The sequence below is a fragment of the Candidatus Nitrosotalea sinensis genome (assembly GCF_900143675.1).
GTDB classification, from domain to species: Archaea; Thermoproteota; Nitrososphaeria; order Nitrososphaerales; family Nitrosopumilaceae; genus Nitrosotalea; species Nitrosotalea sinensis.
The window spans coordinates 134,021-152,065 of the sequence record NZ_FRFC01000003.1 but is presented as its reverse complement, the minus strand read 5'-3'; the positions used below and the strand labels follow the sequence as shown (position 1 = coordinate 152,065).

The 18,045-nt window shown below is 40.0% G+C and carries 19 protein-coding genes; 9 read left to right on the top strand and 10 right to left on the bottom strand.

The features are described 5' to 3' along the window. Positions 1–6 precede the first annotated feature (6 nt). Positions 7–585: a dTMP kinase gene (tmk, locus tag NSIN_RS02370; protein WP_101009219.1), complete on the bottom strand. Its 579-nt coding sequence runs from the start codon at positions 583–585 to the stop codon at positions 7–9. A gap of 100 nt (positions 586–685) precedes the next feature. On the opposite strand from tmk, the gene hsp14 reads away from it, so the two are divergent. Further along, positions 686–1,051 carry an archaeal heat shock protein Hsp14 gene (gene hsp14, locus NSIN_RS02365; RefSeq protein ID WP_394340803.1) on the top strand — a complete coding sequence of 122 codons (366 nt, stop codon included), beginning with the start codon at positions 686–688 and terminating at the stop codon, positions 1,049–1,051. A 2-nt stretch (positions 1,052–1,053) separates the two neighbouring features. On the opposite strand, the gene NSIN_RS02360 is transcribed toward hsp14, so the two are convergent. The 5 genes from NSIN_RS02360 to NSIN_RS02340 are packed head-to-tail and all read right to left on the bottom strand — an operon-like array spanning position 1,054 to position 6,598. Then, positions 1,054–2,604 carry an ABC1 kinase family protein gene (locus NSIN_RS02360; RefSeq protein WP_101009217.1) on the bottom strand — a complete coding sequence of 517 codons (1,551 nt, stop codon included), beginning with the start codon at positions 2,602–2,604 and terminating at the stop codon, positions 1,054–1,056. A gap of 16 nt (positions 2,605–2,620) precedes the next feature. Next, positions 2,621–3,013, bottom strand: a complete 393-nt coding sequence (locus NSIN_RS02355; RefSeq protein ID WP_101009216.1) for a hypothetical protein — start codon at positions 3,011–3,013, stop codon at positions 2,621–2,623. A gap of 33 nt (positions 3,014–3,046) precedes the next feature. After that, positions 3,047–4,717: a COG1361 S-layer family protein gene (locus tag NSIN_RS02350; RefSeq protein WP_101009215.1), complete on the bottom strand. Its 1,671-nt coding sequence runs from the start codon at positions 4,715–4,717 to the stop codon at positions 3,047–3,049. Further along, on the bottom strand, positions 4,714–5,382 hold the full coding sequence (locus NSIN_RS02345; RefSeq protein ID WP_101009973.1) for an ABC transporter ATP-binding protein: 669 nt from the start codon (positions 5,380–5,382) through the stop codon (positions 4,714–4,716). Before NSIN_RS02345 ends, NSIN_RS02350 begins: the two co-directional genes overlap by 4 nt. Before the next feature lie 22 nt (positions 5,383–5,404). Then, positions 5,405–6,598, bottom strand: coding sequence for an ABC transporter permease (locus NSIN_RS02340; RefSeq protein ID WP_101009214.1), 1,194 nt, complete (start codon positions 6,596–6,598; stop codon positions 5,405–5,407). A gap of 106 nt (positions 6,599–6,704) precedes the next feature. On the opposite strand from NSIN_RS02340, the gene NSIN_RS02335 reads away from it, so the two are divergent. Together NSIN_RS02335 and NSIN_RS02330 are read left to right on the top strand one after the other, a co-directional pair. Beyond that, positions 6,705–7,610: an AsnC family transcriptional regulator gene (locus NSIN_RS02335; protein WP_101009213.1), complete on the top strand. Its 906-nt coding sequence runs from the start codon at positions 6,705–6,707 to the stop codon at positions 7,608–7,610. 24 nt (positions 7,611–7,634) lie between these two features. Further along, a complete protein-coding gene (locus NSIN_RS02330; RefSeq protein ID WP_101009212.1) occupies positions 7,635–8,141 on the top strand; it encodes an NUDIX hydrolase in 507 nt (168 codons plus the stop codon). 1 nt (position 8,142) lies between these two features. Here NSIN_RS02330 and NSIN_RS02325 read toward each other — a convergent pair whose 3' ends face one another. Together NSIN_RS02325 and NSIN_RS02320 are read right to left on the bottom strand one after the other, a co-directional pair. After that, entirely contained in the window at positions 8,143–8,823 is a 681-nt protein-coding gene (locus NSIN_RS02325) for a hypothetical protein (protein ID WP_101009211.1), read from the bottom strand. A 48-nt stretch (positions 8,824–8,871) separates the two neighbouring features. Beyond that, positions 8,872–9,855 carry a phosphate signaling complex PhoU family protein gene (locus NSIN_RS02320; protein ID WP_101009210.1) on the bottom strand — a complete coding sequence of 328 codons (984 nt, stop codon included), beginning with the start codon at positions 9,853–9,855 and terminating at the stop codon, positions 8,872–8,874. Between the two features lie 62 nt (positions 9,856–9,917). On the opposite strand from NSIN_RS02320, the gene NSIN_RS02315 reads away from it, so the two are divergent. From NSIN_RS02315 to coaBC, 4 genes are read left to right on the top strand one after another with little or no spacing between them, the layout of a single operon-like run. After that, complete coding sequence (locus tag NSIN_RS02315; protein WP_101009209.1) at positions 9,918–10,802, top strand: pantoate kinase; 885 nt, start codon at positions 9,918–9,920, stop codon at positions 10,800–10,802. A gap of 3 nt (positions 10,803–10,805) precedes the next feature. Next, a complete protein-coding gene (locus NSIN_RS02310; protein WP_101009208.1) occupies positions 10,806–11,546 on the top strand; it encodes a phosphopantothenate/pantothenate synthetase in 741 nt (246 codons plus the stop codon). After that, positions 11,539–12,372 carry a 3-methyl-2-oxobutanoate hydroxymethyltransferase gene (panB, locus tag NSIN_RS02305; RefSeq protein ID WP_101009207.1) on the top strand — a complete coding sequence of 278 codons (834 nt, stop codon included), beginning with the start codon at positions 11,539–11,541 and terminating at the stop codon, positions 12,370–12,372. Before NSIN_RS02310 ends, panB begins: the two co-directional genes overlap by 8 nt. A 13-nt stretch (positions 12,373–12,385) precedes the next feature. Next, positions 12,386–13,594: a bifunctional phosphopantothenoylcysteine decarboxylase/phosphopantothenate--cysteine ligase CoaBC gene (gene coaBC / locus NSIN_RS02300; protein WP_245871879.1), complete on the top strand. Its 1,209-nt coding sequence runs from the start codon at positions 12,386–12,388 to the stop codon at positions 13,592–13,594. A gap of 37 nt (positions 13,595–13,631) precedes the next feature. On the opposite strand, the gene NSIN_RS02295 is transcribed toward coaBC, so the two are convergent. Continuing rightward, the gene (locus NSIN_RS02295) at positions 13,632–14,690 is read right to left on the bottom strand and encodes a M24 family metallopeptidase (protein WP_101009206.1); all 1,059 of its coding nucleotides are present in this window, start codon (positions 14,688–14,690) and stop codon (positions 13,632–13,634) included. A gap of 34 nt (positions 14,691–14,724) precedes the next feature. On the opposite strand from NSIN_RS02295, the gene NSIN_RS02290 reads away from it, so the two are divergent. After that, positions 14,725–15,771, top strand: a complete 1,047-nt coding sequence (locus NSIN_RS02290; RefSeq protein ID WP_245871878.1) for a tRNA (5-methylaminomethyl-2-thiouridylate)-methyltransferase — start codon at positions 14,725–14,727, stop codon at positions 15,769–15,771. Positions 15,772–15,841: 70 nt separating this feature from the next. Further along, positions 15,842–16,120 carry a cell division protein SepF gene (gene sepF, locus NSIN_RS02285; RefSeq protein ID WP_101009205.1) on the top strand — a complete coding sequence of 93 codons (279 nt, stop codon included), beginning with the start codon at positions 15,842–15,844 and terminating at the stop codon, positions 16,118–16,120. On the opposite strand, the gene NSIN_RS02280 is transcribed toward sepF, so the two are convergent. After that, positions 16,112–18,043, bottom strand: a complete 1,932-nt coding sequence (locus tag NSIN_RS02280; RefSeq protein ID WP_101009204.1) for a beta-CASP ribonuclease aCPSF1 — start codon at positions 18,041–18,043, stop codon at positions 16,112–16,114. The two genes, sepF and NSIN_RS02280, sit on opposite strands and share 9 nt — an antisense overlap. Between the last annotated feature and the right edge of the window lie 2 nt (positions 18,044–18,045).

The window sequence follows — 18,045 nt, the reverse complement described above, 5'->3', positions numbered from 1 at the left end:
TGTCTTTCATCTGATATATTTTTGTACAATTTTTTTTATTTGCTCATGTACTTGGGATCTTTCTTGAGATGCGTTAACAATGTGCCAGCCATATTTCTTTCCAAGCTTTCTGTATGTGGATGCAATTTCTAGTGCAAATGCCTTATTTTTTTCAAACCTGTCACGTCTTTGTTTTTTTCTTGAAAATGAATCAGATACTTTAACATCAAGCAATATGACAACATTTTCTTTTGGTAATCCCTTATCTAGATTTTCAAGCCATTTAAGATCAAGTCCATTTACTGTTCCATATACCAGATTTGACTGATAATATCGGTTCATTATTACAACATAATTTTTGTCAAGTGTAGCCTTGATTTCATTTGCCTTTTCCCACCTGTTTGCTGCAAGAAGGCAATGTATTACTTGCGGGGCAAACTTGCGCTTCCCTCCAAGAAAACCTTTGATCTCCTTTCCTATAGGAGTATCATAATCAGGAAAACTAAATATCACTGATTTTCTGTGTCTAGTTTTTAGAAAATCTGATAGCATCTGCGACTGGGTTTTTTTTCCTGCCTGGTCAAATCCCTCTATAACAATAATCATTGAAATCCTATTGAATAGAGCAGTAGATAAATTGTGAATCTGACTAAGGTTTAATAATCAAAAAAGTGCTAAATGATATCAAATGGGTATAGGTCACTATATGGCAAAAGAAGTCATGCGAGAGATAGGCAACAAGTCACGTGAATTTTACGAGTTTATTCTTCCTCCTGTAGACATGGTTCTACAAAATGACAGCCTAATAGTAACAATAGACATGCCTGGTTTTGACAAGAAAGATATCAAACTGCGATTAAACGGCAACATACTTTCAATCAATGCGACAAGAGAAGAAGAGACAGAAGGTACTGCAATATGGAGACAAAGACCACGCTCTATTGACAAGAAAATCAGATTGCCAATTGCAGTAAAAGATGATGAAAATCCTGCAGCATCTGCAAAATACCGTGATGGTGTTCTTACATTTACTATACCGGCAAAGACTGGAAAGAATATCACAGTAGAATAGAACTATTTTTCCTTTAACAACATAGCAAGCGCCATTATAACAGCAGATCCTGCCATCCCAATTTCACCTATCACACCATTGCTGGAATACAAAATGGTAGAACCTACAAAGACTGCAGCTGCAAGAATGGTACCGGAAAGAAGTATGTTTCTTGGTTTTGGTTTGTTAAGTTGCATATTTTTGCTTTGTTCTATAAATTGTCTAATCTCTGGCACCACTGCAATTGCAGAATCTATTGATTTTACAAATCTTCCAAATGATAGTTTTATTTCCTCAACATAGGCATCACGTACAATATTTTCTTCTTCAAGTATGGTTTGCAATACATTGATGAATCGGAAATTTACCTTGTGTGTAAGATAGACTCCTTCAAGTATTGATGCCATTCTCATGTATAGCGCAAGATGTTTTGGAAGCTTGAATGGAAATCTACTCATTGTCTTGTTTGCAAGATCCATAAGTGCTCGTACTTCCATCCTGTCCACCTTTGTGCCATGAAATGCTTGAATGGATAATGCCAAACCTTTTTCTATAATTGATCTGTCATATCCTGGCATTAGCATTCCAAGGTCATCCATTGCAGAGACAGTTCTTGTTGGGTCTCTTTCAACAAGAGAAAGATACAATCTGATTAATTTTAGTCGAGTCTTGTTATCTAGTCTTCCCACCATTCCAAAGTCATACAGTATAAGCGAACCATCCTTTGTGACAGAGATATTTCCAGGATGAGGATCTGCGTGAAACAAATCATGCTTGAGTAACATTGTAAAAAACACGCGATGGGCACGTACTACAAGCTGTTCTCTGTCAATTCCTGCCTCGTCAAGTGCTTTGACATTTGTTATTTTTATTCCAGGAAGATATTCCATGGTAAGTATATTCTTGCTTGACCTGTCGTCAATAACAGAAGGAATTATCAGTTTTTTGTAGTTCTGCATGTTATGTTTTATTGCCTTGAGATTTTGTGATTCTATTCGATAGTCCATCTCTTCATTCATGGTTTCAATAAATTGTGATAGCATTGCCTCTGCAGAATATCGGAGATTCGAATCAACAAATCTCATTGCAAATGGAATTATTCTTTTCAATACACGAATATCTTCTTCAACAACCTGTTCAATTCCAGGCCTTTTTACCTTGACTATCACATCCTGACCGCGCAATCGTGCCTTGTAGACTTGACCAAGTGATGCACCGGATATTACGTTAGTATCAATAAAGTCAAAACTTTTTTCCATTGGACCTAGGTCTTGTTCTATTATTGGTCGTACCTTGTCAAATGATTCTGCTGGTACTTCATCCTGGAGTTTTGCGAGCTCTTCAAGATATGGCTGTGGCAATATGTCAGCTCTTGATGAGAGCCACTGACCAAGTTTGATGTAAACCGGACCAAGAGAAAGAAATGTTTTGAGTGCCTTTTGTGCATTTTTTTTGTATCTTGGTATATCTACATTTTTTCCCTGCTTTTTGACCCATTCCCTTCTGTCTTTTCGTAATGCAATAACAAGAGGCACTAATTTGATGAAGGTTTGAATAGTTCTAGTTTTAGAAATGGTTCTTCACTCTCTCCTAGAGATCTTTGAGTTTTTTTGTAATTGCATATACTGCATACCCTGCAACAGCAGAAACCACAAGACCCGCAAAGATGGATGTGCTCTTTGCAAAAGGTACATTTTTTTGTAACTTGTAAAGACCTGATGAAACTTTATTTCCTGCAATCACTGCACTTGTTATGCCAACTAGAAATTCCGGTGCATCCTGTACAAGATGGCCTAGAGGATCTTTTCTTGGATCTACCTTATCCATATGCACAAGATATTTGTCGTCATATTCTCGTATGTGCAGATTACCATAGCGATATTGTTTTTTTGCGCCATTTTTTTGCCCCAATGCTGTCTCTTCTGCACCATCAGGCATAAACTGGCGAATTTCTTTTGGGATCTCAATTTCATCCCATATCATGCCTAGAAAAGCGCCTTTACAGTAAATATACCCTTAGCTTGATTGTTCCACTTTCTTTTCCAGTACAACTTTCTTCTTTCTTGCCTTGAATACAATTCCGCCTATTCCTGCTGCAATTGCAACAAGTATTACAACTTGTAACTGGTTAAAGCTTGGGTTTGAACTTGACTGGACTGCAGGTGTTCCAAACGACACAGTATCAACTTCTGTTAGAGTGTGCTGCTGCAGTAGTGTATCCTTCCAAGTGAGTGTCACCTGGATTTTTTGGTCGCCTGTTGGAGGACTGTCTGAATTTATCGGAATGTTAAATGGTACTGGTGCATCAATGTCTATATCTCCAATATACTGGGTTGACTTTTTAATTACAGAATTATCAACTGGAAGTACAGTTACCTGTCCAAAGACTGCCTTGACATTTCCTTGGTTTAACACGTTTCCAATTATCATTTGTTTTCCTGCAATCTGTGTTACTCCAATGTCATGAACTGAGATATCAATTACTCCTCTAAGATATGTAGCAAAGTTTTGTTTTTCAATTACAGTTGCGCCATCTTTTGTGTATTGGATATCAACTTCATAGTCTACTGCCTGGCCCTCGATGCTTGAATCTGCAAAGACTGGAATTACAAGGTCAGTTTTTTCAAGAGGTCCTATGTCTTGAACAAACCACTTGTTGTCTTGTAGTATCTTCAAGTTGCTTGAATTTGGTGTGATTGATATTGAGATATCAGATATTTGTGAGGGAGACAAGTTTTCAATTCCAAGTGTGAGATTTTGCATGATTCCTGTCATGATATAGGGTGGCGATGAGAGTTTTATTATGGAAACAGTACTTGTTGGACCTACAATAAAGTCTACAGTTCTTGTTGTTGTTACTTGGTTTCCTTGACCGTCAAAATATGTTACTGTAAATGGTGCATGTATTGTCTGACCTGCTACATTTTGTGGAATAAAGGCATGTATTGCAAATGTGTTTGATGAATCAGGATGTACAGTTCCTACTTTCCAGTGGTTTTGGTCAAGTACTATTCCCTGAAGACTGTTTGTTGTACCTGTTGTACTTGTACTCTGATCTCTTTGTATTACAACATCAACATCATTAAGTGGTGCAGTTCCAGCATCAGAGATTTGTATTGTAATGTCATTGTTGGATGCAGGATTTAGGAAGGGGTTTTGTGCCTTCAAGTTTACCACTCCCTTGCCTGTCACCTTAAAGTTGAAGTCAAGATAAGCCGTACGCTCACCATTTTCTCTTACTCTGGAATACGATACCTTGATGGTTCCTGAGTAATCATGGATGTTTATCGACTTGTCCACATTTATAAAAAATGTCAGTGTAAATGACTGGCCTGCAGTAGCAGTCTGTGTGTTATCTGCCTGGATTAATCCATTTCCTGTAACTGCTCCTGAAAATCCAGTTGGTAAGCTGAGTGTTCCTTGAATTCCTGTGATATCCTCAGTTCCTACGTTTGATAACACCACTGTAAATGGAATGTTCTTATCGCCTGGCTCTACCTCAATTTTCTGCCCAGCGGGTCCAAAATAGGCGTCTAGGAATTTAACATCATTGAATCCGTGCTCAAATGGTGACTGGCTTGGCGTCAGAATTTCTGGAGTTTGGGCATAGCTTGATGATATCACATCTGGTGATACAACCAGCACTACAATTAGTGCAACAGATAGGACTAGTCTTGCGTTAATCATTGCATCTTTGCCTCCACTTCTTCTTTGAGAATTCTTCCATCTTTTATTGTTACCACTTTGTCCACATCTCCAAACTGGTGTCTATCGTGTGTGACTATAATAAAAGTCTGATACAATTTACGGTTTAGTGACTTGAGTAGCTGTACTGTAGTCTCTGCAGATATGGAATCAAGGTTTCCAGTTGGTTCATCTGCAAGAACAACTGACGGCTTGTTGATAAGTGCCCTTGTGATTGCTACTCTCTGGGCTTGTCCACCAGATATTTGGTTTGCAAACTTGTTCATTTGTGTCTCAAGTCCTACTGTTTTGAGAAGTGTTTTTGCCTCCTCTGAAGAATTGTGAACCGTACCCTGGATCTTTCTTGGTAGTGTTACATTTTCAAGAACTGTAAGATCAGATAAGAGATTAGAGAATTGGAAGATGAATCCTAGTTTAGAGTTTCTAAAGGTGGAAAGTTGATTGTCGTTTAGCTCTGATGTGTCTACTCCATCAATTATTATCTTGCCGTGTGTTGGTCTGTCTAGTAAGCCAATCATGTTAAGCAGTGTAGATTTGCCAGACCCTGAACTTCCTACAATTAACATAAACTCGCCCCGCTTGACGCTAAATGAGAGGTTTCTCAGAGCGTATACCTCTGTTTCTCCATGACCGTAGACCTTGTCCACGTTTTTGACCTCAAGTACGTAATCAGCCAACTCTCATTGCCTCCACAGGTTCAAGCTTGGTTGCCTTGTATGCAGGATAAATGGATGCAACAATTGCAAGTACAAATGCCATGATATCAGTCTGGATTATGCTTGTCCAATTGTATTTTACCTCAAGTGGTAAGCTTCCCTGGAATGTCATGTGAGTCTCCTTGGCATATGCGGTATATGCAACGCCCATCGCAGTTCCAAGCCCTGCCCCTATTGCGCCAATTACCATGCCTTGGAATATAAACACAAGCAGAACATCCTTTCTCTTGGAGCCAATTGCTCTCATTACTCCAATGTCACGAGTCTTGCTTGTAACTTGCATCATTTGTATAGTTACAACTGCAAAAGCAGAGGACATCATTCCAAAATACCCTACTAGATTAATTAGTGCAATACCAGACCTGAATCCACGCAGTGTTGTCTCTGCGGACTCTTCTATTGTCTGGGCCTTGAATTTGTCGGCATTTGATGGAAATGCAGCTAGGAACAAGTCCTTTACATCCTTGTCTTTTGTGGGATCATTTAATCGGACAATTATTGATTGTGTTTGATGAGGTCTGTCAATTATTTCACGCAATGTATCAATGTTCATTATGACAGAATTATCCAATCCTACAGATCCTGCAGTGGATGTTATTCCAACTACTGTAAGTCTTCGCAGTACATCATTTCCGTGCTGATCCTTGAACTTTAACTTGATGGTGTCACCTACTTGTGGTCCTCCAAGATCCCTGTCAACAATTGCTCCAAGGACTACGGAATTTCTATATGACACATATTCTCCATCTCCTACTGTCTGGGCCATCGTTGATGCCTCCCTGTCAAGCACTGGATCGACTCCTATTACTGGGACTGCATAATCCCGAATTATTTTTCCGTCAATTGTTGCATTAATTGATGCAGACGAGTCAATTCTGGGTGCTGCTGCCTGGACATATGGAATTCTTTCAAGCCAGTTTACCAAGACAAAATCAGATTTTGTGATAAAGTCTTCTTCCCTTGTAATGTAGACATGACCAAATCGATAGTTTATCTGGTCGCGTACAATTGCGTCATAGAGACCTTGGAATATTACAGAATTTACCTGAACCACAAGTATTGCAATTGCAACAGCAAGGCTTGCTGCAATGAGGCTTCCCTTTCTTCTTGTGATAAACCTAATACCAATCTGAGCCCGATAATCCACAGACGATCAAGAATTAGTCTGATATTTAATGTTTTTTTAGATTATAATTAGCATATCAGACAATTATATATAGTATGGATGGTTCCCTACATGGGGTGCAGATATCGTGGACAAATTAGACATACAGATTTTATCACAGCTTCTTAACAACTGCAGAAAACCTGATAGGCAGATTGGCTCGGAGATTGGCATTTCAGGTGTTGCGGTAAAGTCAAGAATTCAAAAGATGATTGATAAAAAAATAATCCAGGAATTTGCGTTAAAGATAGAGCCCCATGTTTTGGGATATAGTGTACTGTACTTTGTTGTTACAGGAAAAGACTCTGATGACATACTTGATAAAATTAGATTGGTAGGAGAGCCGTTTTTTGTTGTTCCATGTGTGGGTGGAATAACTGTATGCAGCATAGTTGTAAAAGAAGATCCTTCAAAAAAGATGGAGCATGCAAAAAACTTGTTGCGTGATGTTAGGGTGTTGAGCATATTTGAAGCAAAAAATCCGGAGATACGATCTGACTTGACAAAGACAGACATTGAGATAATTGATATTTTATTAAAAGATCCTCGCCAGAAAATTGAAGAGATTGCAAGACAGTCTGGATTTTCTACAAAGACTGTTGCAAGGTCACTTGAAAAACTGCAAAATGATGAAGCAATCCAGTTTACTGCAATATACAATCCAAAAGAGATGGGAGATGTTATTCCATTTGCAATACTTGTTGGGGTAAGAGGAGATGTAAAAAGAACATTAGCAAGGCTTGACAAGGAATTTTCTGGATCATTTTTGCAAAATCCGTTTGTGCACATGAACCAGATTGTATTGTTTATGCATACAGACAATATCTACAAGATGGATGATACATCAGACCGTGTAAGCGATATAGATGGCATAGATTCGATAGACTTGTTCATACCAAAAAAGGCCACATTTTTACACAAGTGGGTCCATGATGCAATAATACAGGCTAAAAAATCAAAGAGGTTGCACTTAGCACCTGAGATACATTCATAAAAATAACTAGAGAAATTTTTTCAAATGCGTAAAAATATCTTCAAGGGTCGAGTGTTGTCACTTAGCTTGTATACAATACCTGTAAACAAGCGTAAAGTTACGCGTGAAGTAATAGAGCACCCTGGTGCTGCTGCAATTCTTGCTATAGAAGATGGCAAGGTTTTGCTTGTAAGACAGCATAGGTTTCCTCACGGGTATGTGCTTGAGATACCAGCAGGTACGCTGGAAAAGGGTGAAAAGCCGTTAAAGTGTGCACACAGGGAACTTCGCGAAGAGACAGGACATACTGCAAAAAAGATGGTTCCGCTGATAAAGTACTATCCGTCTATTGGGTACAACACAGAGATTATTCATTGCTATTTGGCATCGGGATTGAAAAAAGCAGGGGACCTTCAGCTTGATCATGATGAGATAATGTCAGTTGTAAAGATGGATTTTGCCAAAGTTGTAAAGCTAATTTTGTCAGGAAAAATTACAGATTCCAAGACAATTTGTGCAGTTCTTGCATACAAGACAAAATCAAGAAAATAATCTAACTTGCAGATTCGTACAGGGAGCGCAGTTTTGTGATTTCATCAGATGCTAGTGCCCATCCTCTTTTTACAAGCTCATCGGCAGTAGATGGTTTTACACATGATGGCATATTGTTTGTTGATTTTAGCACTAGTTGATATCCATCCTTGCAGGAGACATCAAGTGCTCCTAGTCCTACGCGAATTTGTTTTAGCGGTGCAAGATGAAGTTTTTTTGCCATGACACATGTATCAACTCCGGCAAGGCAGAGTTTACTGTCAGAGACTAGACGTATTTTTTGTTCAGATGCTTGAGATACATTCAAGGTAACAATATAATCTGAAAGTGATATTGACTGTCCGCTCTTTGGATAGGGTTTGACATCTACTAGTTGTAATACATAGTTATCAAATGGTGTGGTAGAGTTTTGTCCGGCAGACTTGACAAGTGAGATGGCACCCTTTGATGTTGGGCTTTGGATTGTAAGTGTTACATTTACTTGTCCTGCCCAGATGCATGCAACATCACTTGGGCACCTAGAATCAGTTACATTTTCAAGTTGAATTACTAGTCCTTGTGAAGTGGCTATTGCTGTGCTAGAGCCCAACGTATACTGGATTTTGCCAGTGTCATCAGAGAATGCGTTTGGAAGCCAAGCTCCAAGTATTAGTGCGAGTGCAGCAATTGCAACGTATTTCATTTTACTCGTGATGACATGACCACGCCTTAAAAGTATGTGGAATGAATCCTACGACTCGGTGTATACTGGCTTGACTAGGTCTGCCACGTCTGCCCAGCATCTTGACAGCTTTTCAAATGTAAATACCAAATTTAACAACTGGACAGAGCCTTGTTTTTTTGGGTCAAGCAAAGAGCCCAGTCCTGAGATCTTTTTTTGATAGTTTCGGTGCAGTGTAATTGCCTCTATTGCAAGTTTTCTATTGTTTTCAATAAAGGAGGTAATTGATTTTTCGTGTACATCTTCAATCTCGGATGCAATATCGTATAGTTTTTTTGCATCAGACTTTGATATCAAAAGATCAGATATGGAATGAGCAAGATCGGTAATGACATCACCTGCAGACTCGAGCAAGTTTGCTGCAACCCTGTAATCTAGGATGTCAATGTTTCCTAAGTTTAGTGCAGTTGCAAGCTTCTTGTCTACCATTGCGCTTCGAATCAATCGCACAAGCAAGAAATATTGTCTGTCTATTTCGTCATCTCTGCTGGACATTGTTTGCAATACGGACTTGTCATCAGATGCAAGACAAGATATTGTATCGCGAAACATTCCGTGAACAATGGAGCTCATTCTTTTTAGTATTTTATCAGGGCTTAGTGTCGTTGCATCAAGCAGGAACTGAACATTGACATTTGATGAATCCTCTTCCACAATTTCCATGCCGACAAGTCTTCGCATCAGTCCGCGAATTTTTTCTCTGTCTTCTCCAGATATTGTGGATCGTCCCTTTATCTTGATGACGTCATATCCAAGAAGATATGCACCTGTAACATAGGCACTAATGTTTTCTTGCTTTGATACTGGATATTCTATTACAATTTCATTTGGGGGCTTGCTTCCGCCTGTTGGTGTAATTGAAATGCTGTTAGCACCGGTCTCAATTTCTACCTCGTCACTTTTTTCAAGCTTGTTTGCCTCTACCCACTCTATTGGAAGTGATACCAAGATGCTGCTTCCTATTCTCTGCAGGCGTCGAATAAATTTAGTCAATTTAAATCAATTTATATTATTTAATGATCATTTTTATATTTTCTGGCAAATTTAAGCTAAATATGCAGGCAGTAGCCTTTGCGCCAGGACACATAACAGGATTTTTCAAGGCAGAAGTGGGCCCAAAAGATCCAGAGCACAAGGGGTCAATTGGTGCAGGATTTTGCATTAAGGAAGGGGTTACCACGAAGGTAAAAATAACTAGTTCTGACAGGCCTGAATTCAAGATAACAGTATCAGGGTACAAATCAGACAATACTCAGGTTTCCGAATTTGTAGTAAGGGAATTTTTCAAGATTGTAAAGGAGAATTATTTTTTGGACATTGAACACAAGACCACCATACCGGTTGGATATGGATTGGGTTCCAGTGGAGCTGTTGCATTGAGTTTGGCGTTTGCCCTAAATAAGGCACTTGGAACCAACTTGTCCAGGACAAAGATAGGACAGATTGCACACAATGCAGAGATTCATTGCAAGACAGGACTTGGTACTGTATTATCATCATATCATGGAGGATTTGAGATAAGAACAAAGCATGGGGCCCCTGGAATTGGAAGTTTGCAAAAAATTCATACAGACTATTCTGCCATAGTGATTTGCTTTTCACCGATATCTACAAAGCAGTTCATCAAGAGTGAACTTTCAAAAATAAATGGATTGGGTGGAAAGATGGTTACTAGATTGCTAGAATCAAGGGACCAAATGGAATTTTTAGACATGTCACTAGAATTTGCAAAATATGTGCATGTAATCACCCCAAAGATGCAGCAGGTAATTGATGATTTGGCACATCATGGATTCAAATCAGGAGTTGCAATGTTTGGGGAGACAATATTTACACTTGTTCCAAAATCTAAAGAATCTCAGGTTGTTAGGATTTTGGAAAAATACAACGCTATGGTAATCAAGACAGAGATAGACAAGAGCGGAGCTAGAGTTTCCTAGACCTTGATCCCAAAATCACATCCTCGGGCAGTATCGTTGTACATCAGGGAGAAATTGGTGGGAGGATTTAGGGAGGGACTTGTGGTAGAAGAGGGCCTTTTGGCGCATGGGAGAGGTGAGATGTTTGATTATCTACTAGGGGAAAAGACCAGCAAGGTATCCCATGAGGCAATAAGGGCTGCGGCCTGGGAGATGGTGCATGCAAAATATCCAGTCATATCTGTAAATGGCAACTTTGCAGCATTGTGCCCAAAAGAGATTGTCAAGCTGTCAGAGGTTACTGGCGCAAAAATTGAGGTAAATTTGTTTTATGCAAGCGAAAAGCGCAAAAAGGCCATTGCAAATGAGCTCAAAAGACATGGTGCAAAAGAGATACTTGGAGTAGATTCTAAATTTGCAACAAGGATTCCAAAGCTTGACAGTGCAAGAAGGATTGTGGACAAGCGGGGAATATTTTCTGCAGATGTAGTTCTTGTGCCGCTAGAAGATGGGGACAGGACAATTGCATTGAAAAAATTTGGAAAAAATGTCATAACATTTGATTTAAATCCAATGTCTCGCACTGCTCAGACTGCGGATATTACAATTGTGGACAATGTAATTCGGGGAATGCCGATTTTAATTGATGTATGTAGGAAAATTTCAGGGAAAAAAATATCAAAGAAGAAATTTGACAACAAGAAAAACTTGGCAAAGTCAATTCAAACCATAAAGGAAAATCTCAGGAGAATGTCAAATGCCTAAATCAGTACGAGATATTCTTTCCATGAAAAATTCGAAAAAAATTACTGTAATTACTGCATATGACTATACCACATCACAGCTTTGTGACAAGGCAGGAGTGGACATGCTATTGGTTGGAGATAGTGCAGGTATGGTCATGTTAGGATATGACAATACGATTCCAGTGACAATGGATCAGATGTGTATGTTTACCGAAGCTGTTGCAAGAGGTAGGCAAAATGCGCTGGTTGTTGCAGATATGCCGTTCATGTCGTACCAGGCAAGCAGGTCCCAGGCAATTGAAAATGCTGGGAGATTGGTAAAGGCAGGGGCTGATGCTGTAAAACTAGAGGGTGGTACTGAGATTAGAGATACTATACATGGAATAGTTGAGATTGGCATACCTGTAATGGGCCACATTGGGTTTCAGCCCCAGACTACAACTCTCCAAGAGGGCTACAAGGTGCAGGCAAAGACCAAGGACTCGGCCCTAAGACTTGTTGAATCTGCAAAATCGCTTGAGGATGCAGGTGCATTTAGCATTGTGCTTGAGATGGTTACAAGAGAAGCATCAAAGATAATTTCAGAATCGATATCAATTCCGACAATTGGGATTGGCTCAGGACCTGACTGTGATGGACAGGTGCTTGTGGTACATGACATGCTTGGTTTGTATGAAAAAATAAAGCCGAAATTTGCAAAGAGGTATCTGGAATTGTCTTCTGATATTATACATGCCGTGGAATCATACAGAAATGATGTTGTGTCAGGCAAGTTTCCTGGGACAGAACATTGTTTTTCCATGGATAAATCTGAACTTGAAAGGTTGAAAAAAGAAGTTGATTGACAAGCACCCCTCTTTGGATATAGTAAATTCAGATGGCACAGAACTTGCTGGAAAAAAAATTGTGTTGTGCATATCAGGAAGCGTTGCTGCATACAAGGCAATTGAGTTGGCAAGGTTGTTTATGCGACATGGTGGAAATGTTACATGTGTTGCAAGCAAGGCGGCAACGGATTTGATAAAGCCGAGCTACTTCAAGTGGGCAACAGGAAATGAGGTGATAACAAAACTTACTGGAAACCTTGAGCACATCAAGGTTGCAGACTATAGGCAATCAGACTTGATTGTTGTGTATCCGTGCACTGCAAATACCTTGGGCAAGCTTGCAAATGGGATTGATGATACTCCAATCTCTACGGTGCTAAGTGTGGGGCTTGGTTCCAAGATTCCAATTGTGATAGCACTTGCAATGCATCAGGCAATGTATGAGAATCCTGCAGTTGTCAAAAATATTGAATTTTTGGAAAAAAAGGTAGAGTTTGTATCTCCAAAATTCATAGAGGGCAAAGCAAAGGCTGCAGAGCCTGAAGAGATACTGGATCTGGTACTTGACAGGTTTGGCTCATCACCTGCACTCAAGGGCAAAAGGGTGCTTATTACTGCAGGGCCTACCATAGAGTATATTGATCCTGTGAGGGTCATAACAAATCAGAGTACAGGCAAGACTGGAGTATTGCTTGGTTCAGAGCTTGTCTCTGCAGGGTCCAAAGTTACTATGATTTACGGTCCAGGGTCTGAGATTCCTCCAAAGGGTGCCAAGGTGATACGCATCAAAACAAGCTCTGAGATGAGCCAGGCGTTGCAAAAGGAGCTCAAAAGTAAATACGATATTGTAATTCTTGCAGCGGCTGCCTCAGACTATACGCCTGAGAATCCAAGCAAGACAAAGATTCACAGTGACTTGCTTAGGGTATCTTTGAAGCTAAAAAGAGTTCCAAAGATGATAAACAGTGTGAAAAAGATGCAGAGTGGGGTGTTTCTTGTTGGATTCAAGGCAGAGACTGGAGTATCCAAGAAAGAATTGGTGGAAAGGGCACGGGAAAAATTAGTGCAGGCAAGCTGCGATCTTGTAATTGCAAATGACATTGGTACCAAAAGATACAGAGAAAATCCAGATTATAATAATGTCATAGCTGTTGATTCAAAGACTGTAAGAGAATCTGGATGGAAAAGCAAAGAGCAGGTTGTTAGATTTATCAGAGAACAGATAGAAAGTAGATTGTAGCAAATGTACGGTAAGAGATTGTTTTATTTCCCATAATTTAGATTACAACCAGTTCTTTTGTAAACTTGTGCATTACGTCAACCTTGTTGCCAACTATGACTGAATCTTCAATGCGCACTCCAAACTTGTTTGGAATGTATATTCCAGGCTCTACTGTTACTGCCATGTTCTTTGATAGTGCAGTAGTACTTGACGGACCAAGGTTTGGCAACTCATGCACCTCAAGACCTATGCCGTGGCCTGTTGAGTGGATAAAGTATTTTCCGTATTTTTTCTTGTCAATTACTTTTCTGCATGCATCATCAACAGACTTGCAGGAAACATTTGGTTTTACTGCTTCTAGTCCAGCTTCTTGTGATTCCCGTACAATTTCATAGACTTTTTTTGCTTCTGATGAAACAGATCCAAGACCAAATGTTCGTGTGGCATCAGACACATATCCCTTGTACCGTAATGTCAAATCCACTACAACCATGTCTCCATTTTTGAATTTCCTGTCAGTTACTTGGGCATGCGGCAAAGAGCCGTTTGGACCGCCAGCTATAATCAATGGATTTAGAGTTGACTTGTATCCAGTTGCAAACATGCCGCGCTCCATTGCATACTGCATCAGTATAGTTTGTAGCTGTGCCTCTGTCTGGCCTATCATCATTACATCAACGCACATCTCGTACATTTCATCAAGTATAGAGGATGCTTTTTTGAGTACAGAGATTTCTTGTGCATCTTTTACTTCCCTTGCACGGTAAAACGGATCTGTTGAGGATTTTATTCCAGGAACAGACCTCTTTAGGCTTTCAACTATATTGTAACTGTCACTGTCTGTGCAGACTTGGCCCTTGAGCATCTTAGAAAGTGTTGCAAGAGAGCCCTTGCCGCGCTCAGATTTTACCACTTCACAACCGACAGATTCGTCCTTGGCTCTGCCCATCTCAAGTTCCGGAGAGACTATGGTACAGCCATTTTTGTCCAATATGCCTACTGCTTCACCCCAGAACCCGGTCATGTAAAATAGATTTTCAGGCTCAAATGCGACTAGTGTGTCACATCCCATATTATTGCAATATTTTAGAAGATTCTTTCTTCTTTGATTCAACAAAATAACTTGAGAGTCCTTTGCTATTTTACATTTGCTGGAACGTTTAGATATTGGAAACAGTCCCTTTGGTTTTGTGGAAGAGAAGAAGAAAATTGTAGCATTATTGTCAGGTGGACTTGATAGTAGACTAGCTGTCAAGATGATGCAGAATCAAGGATTTGATGTTACGGCTGTTGCCATCAAGACTCCGTTTTGTGATTTTGATTGCGGTAGAGGTTGCGGTTTTGAAATAAGGGAGACTGCAGATTCTCTTGGAGTGGATCTCAAAACTGTATACCTAGGTGATGATTATATCGAGATGTTAAAGCATCCAAAGCACGGATTTGGTTCCGGGATGAATCCATGCATTGACTGTCGTTCCATGATGTTCAAGGCAGGAAAAAAAGTGATGGATGACATTGGTGCTGAGTTTATCATATCAGGTGAGGTGCTGGGTCAAAGACCAATGAGTCAGTTTGCACCTGCACTCAAGACAATAGAAAAAGAATCTGGCATGGAAGGAATTATTGTAAGGCCGTTGTCTGCCGGATTGTTACCGCCGACCAAACCAGAGATGGACGGAATAATCAAAAGAGAAAATCTTGGAATGATAAGAGGTAGATCAAGAAAAGAGCAGCTCAAGATGGCAAAGGAATTTGGTTTTGACAATCCGCCAAATGCGGGAGGAGGATGCCTTCTTACGGATCCAAAATTTGCATTGAGGGCAAAAGATCTCTTCCAGCATGTAGAGACACCAAGCACAAATGATATTGATTTGTTAAAAATTGGAAGACATTTTAGATTTGACAAAAATACAAAACTAATAGTTGGTAGACACAAGGATGAAAATGAAATGATAAAGGCGCTTGCGTTGCCGGGAGATACACTATTTGAGGCAAAGGATCATGTGGGTCCGGTATCAATTTTGCGCGGCGATGATTCTGAGAAAAATCAGAAACTAGCTGCATCTATAACTTTGCGATATTCGGATGCACCAAAAGATGCACAGAATATTGTCATTGTAGAAAAAAATGAAGTAAAATCAGAGATTCCTGCTGGCTTTGTGCCAGAGCAAGAATATCTCCAATATAGAATTTAGTCATACAAGCTAAACGGTGAATTGCATTTGACTGCAAAGACTTTTTGAGGGAGTTGATCGCTTACAGAGTATGCAGACGCAAAAGGCTCCCACTTACCTTAAGGCAATTACTTTGAGGGATTATAGTGACATACATGGGGTAAAAGAGGACATCAAAAAGGGAATGATCCTGGTACTTAGGGTAACCCCGCTTGCACAGAAAAATGTGGATGAGCTAAGAAAGGCAGTAGAAGAAATTTACAGCATTGCAAAAAATGCAGATGCTGACATTGCAAGGCTTGGAGAAGAGAGAATAATTGTCACTCCGTCCGGAGTAAAGATCTGGAGAGCCGAGTACGATCTAAAGTAGTCTTATTCCTTCTTGTACGTTAGGACAAATTGTCGGAATTCTAAACATTCTGTGAACAGAGCTTGCCAAGTTTTCGGATTTGCGTCGTTCACCGTGGTTTACAATGACACGTCGTAGTTTCGGTCTTAATCTGTGGATGTAAGACATTAGTTGGTTATAGTCACTGTGTCCACTAAACCCATCTAGTTTTTCAGTGGAGCAGTTTATGTTGATTACTTCAATTTTTCCATCCTTTCCAACAACGGACACTTGTCTTGATCCGTCAAGGACTCTTCTGCCAAGTGTACCGTTCACTTGGTATGATACAAACAAGATTTTGTTCTTTTGTACTGGTGCAATGTTTTTGAAATATTCAAGTACTGGACCACCCTCTAGCATACCGGATGTTGCCATGATTATTGCAGGACCTTCACGCAATGGCTCTTCTCGTGCATCTGCATGCTCTATGTTTGTGAAATATTCAGAAGCAAATGGATTGTCATCAGTTTCTAGTATCTTTTGTCTTAGATCTCGTGCTAGATATTCAGGATATGATTCGTGTATTGCAGTAGCTTCAGATATCATTCCTTCTGTAAATACTGGAGCTTCCATCAATTGTCCCATCTTCATGTATTGATCGATTACCATCATGAGTTCCTGTGCACGACCGACTGCAGGAATTGGAATGAGTACCTTTCCGCCGTTTCGTAGTGTCTCATTTACAGATTTTATGAAGATGGACTCGACTTCTTCTCTTGATGCTTGGATGTCTTCTTTTGCACCGTAGGTACTTTCAATGAGTAGGGTCTCTACTCTTGGAAAGTTCCAGGAAGCGCTTTCAAATAGCATTGATTTACCATATTTTAGATCGCCAGTATAGACAAAGTTGTGGTTGCCGTTTCCAATGTGAAAGTGGCAGCTTGCAGAGCCCAAGATGTGGCCTGCGTTTGAGAATACCAGTTTAATGTCAGGTGAGATATCTGTTACAGTGCCATATGATAGAGGAATGGTCTGTTTCATGACCTGCTTGACGTCACGCTCAGAATATAGTGGAACCCGTCCCTGTGCTGCTGCCACCTTTATGGCATCAAGTTGGATTAGGTTCATCATTGGTAAAGTAGGTTCTGTGCAGTATATGGGGCCCTTGTAGCCATATTTGTTAAGGACAGGCAAAAATCCAGTGTGGTCAAGGTGTGCGTGACTGATTACTACGGCATCTATCTCATCTAGAGTGATGTTTGGCCAGTCAAGTCTTGGGTATGCCTCTATTGGGTTTTTGGCACCGGGATTGAGGCCACAGTCAATTAGGACTTTGCTCTCATGTGTTGTAAGCAACATGCATGATCTTCCTACCTGGCTAAAGCCACCAAGTGTCATCAATGACACCTCGGCATCTTCAGATAGTTTTGGTCGGAATATCTGCTCACCTACTTGTCGCAGGTGTTTGCTTCTCTCAGATGATGATATCTTTAGGTTATAGTTGATAGTTTGAATGGTTGCAGACTGGCTTGCAGTTGCCTTTCTGATTCGTACCCTCCAGCCTGTCTTTGATACAAGCTCTGGCATGTTAAAGGCGTCAGTGTTGTTAAGAAGCCATGGGCGCTTGACATCTACTGTCATCTCTCCAGTTGCAGTATCAAAGAATGTTCCACCAAGTTCTGCTTCCTTTGGAAGCATCTGTGTAAGAATTTGTCTTGATTCTTCTTCATTTTTGCGGATTGACTCTTCAGTTCTTACTACAATTCTTTTCTTGATTACATTTACCATGTTAGAGATTACTTCGTTGTGCTCCATGAGATATTTTGGATTCTTGGTGTAGATTGCAATTCTTGGACCCTCATAGTCTATCTTGGTAACATCTGCTTCTTTTGGAATACTTTGCAGTATGGTTGCCATTATGTTTTGGGCTGGAGATACTTCGCGTTGTGCTTGTTTTCTTTGCATTA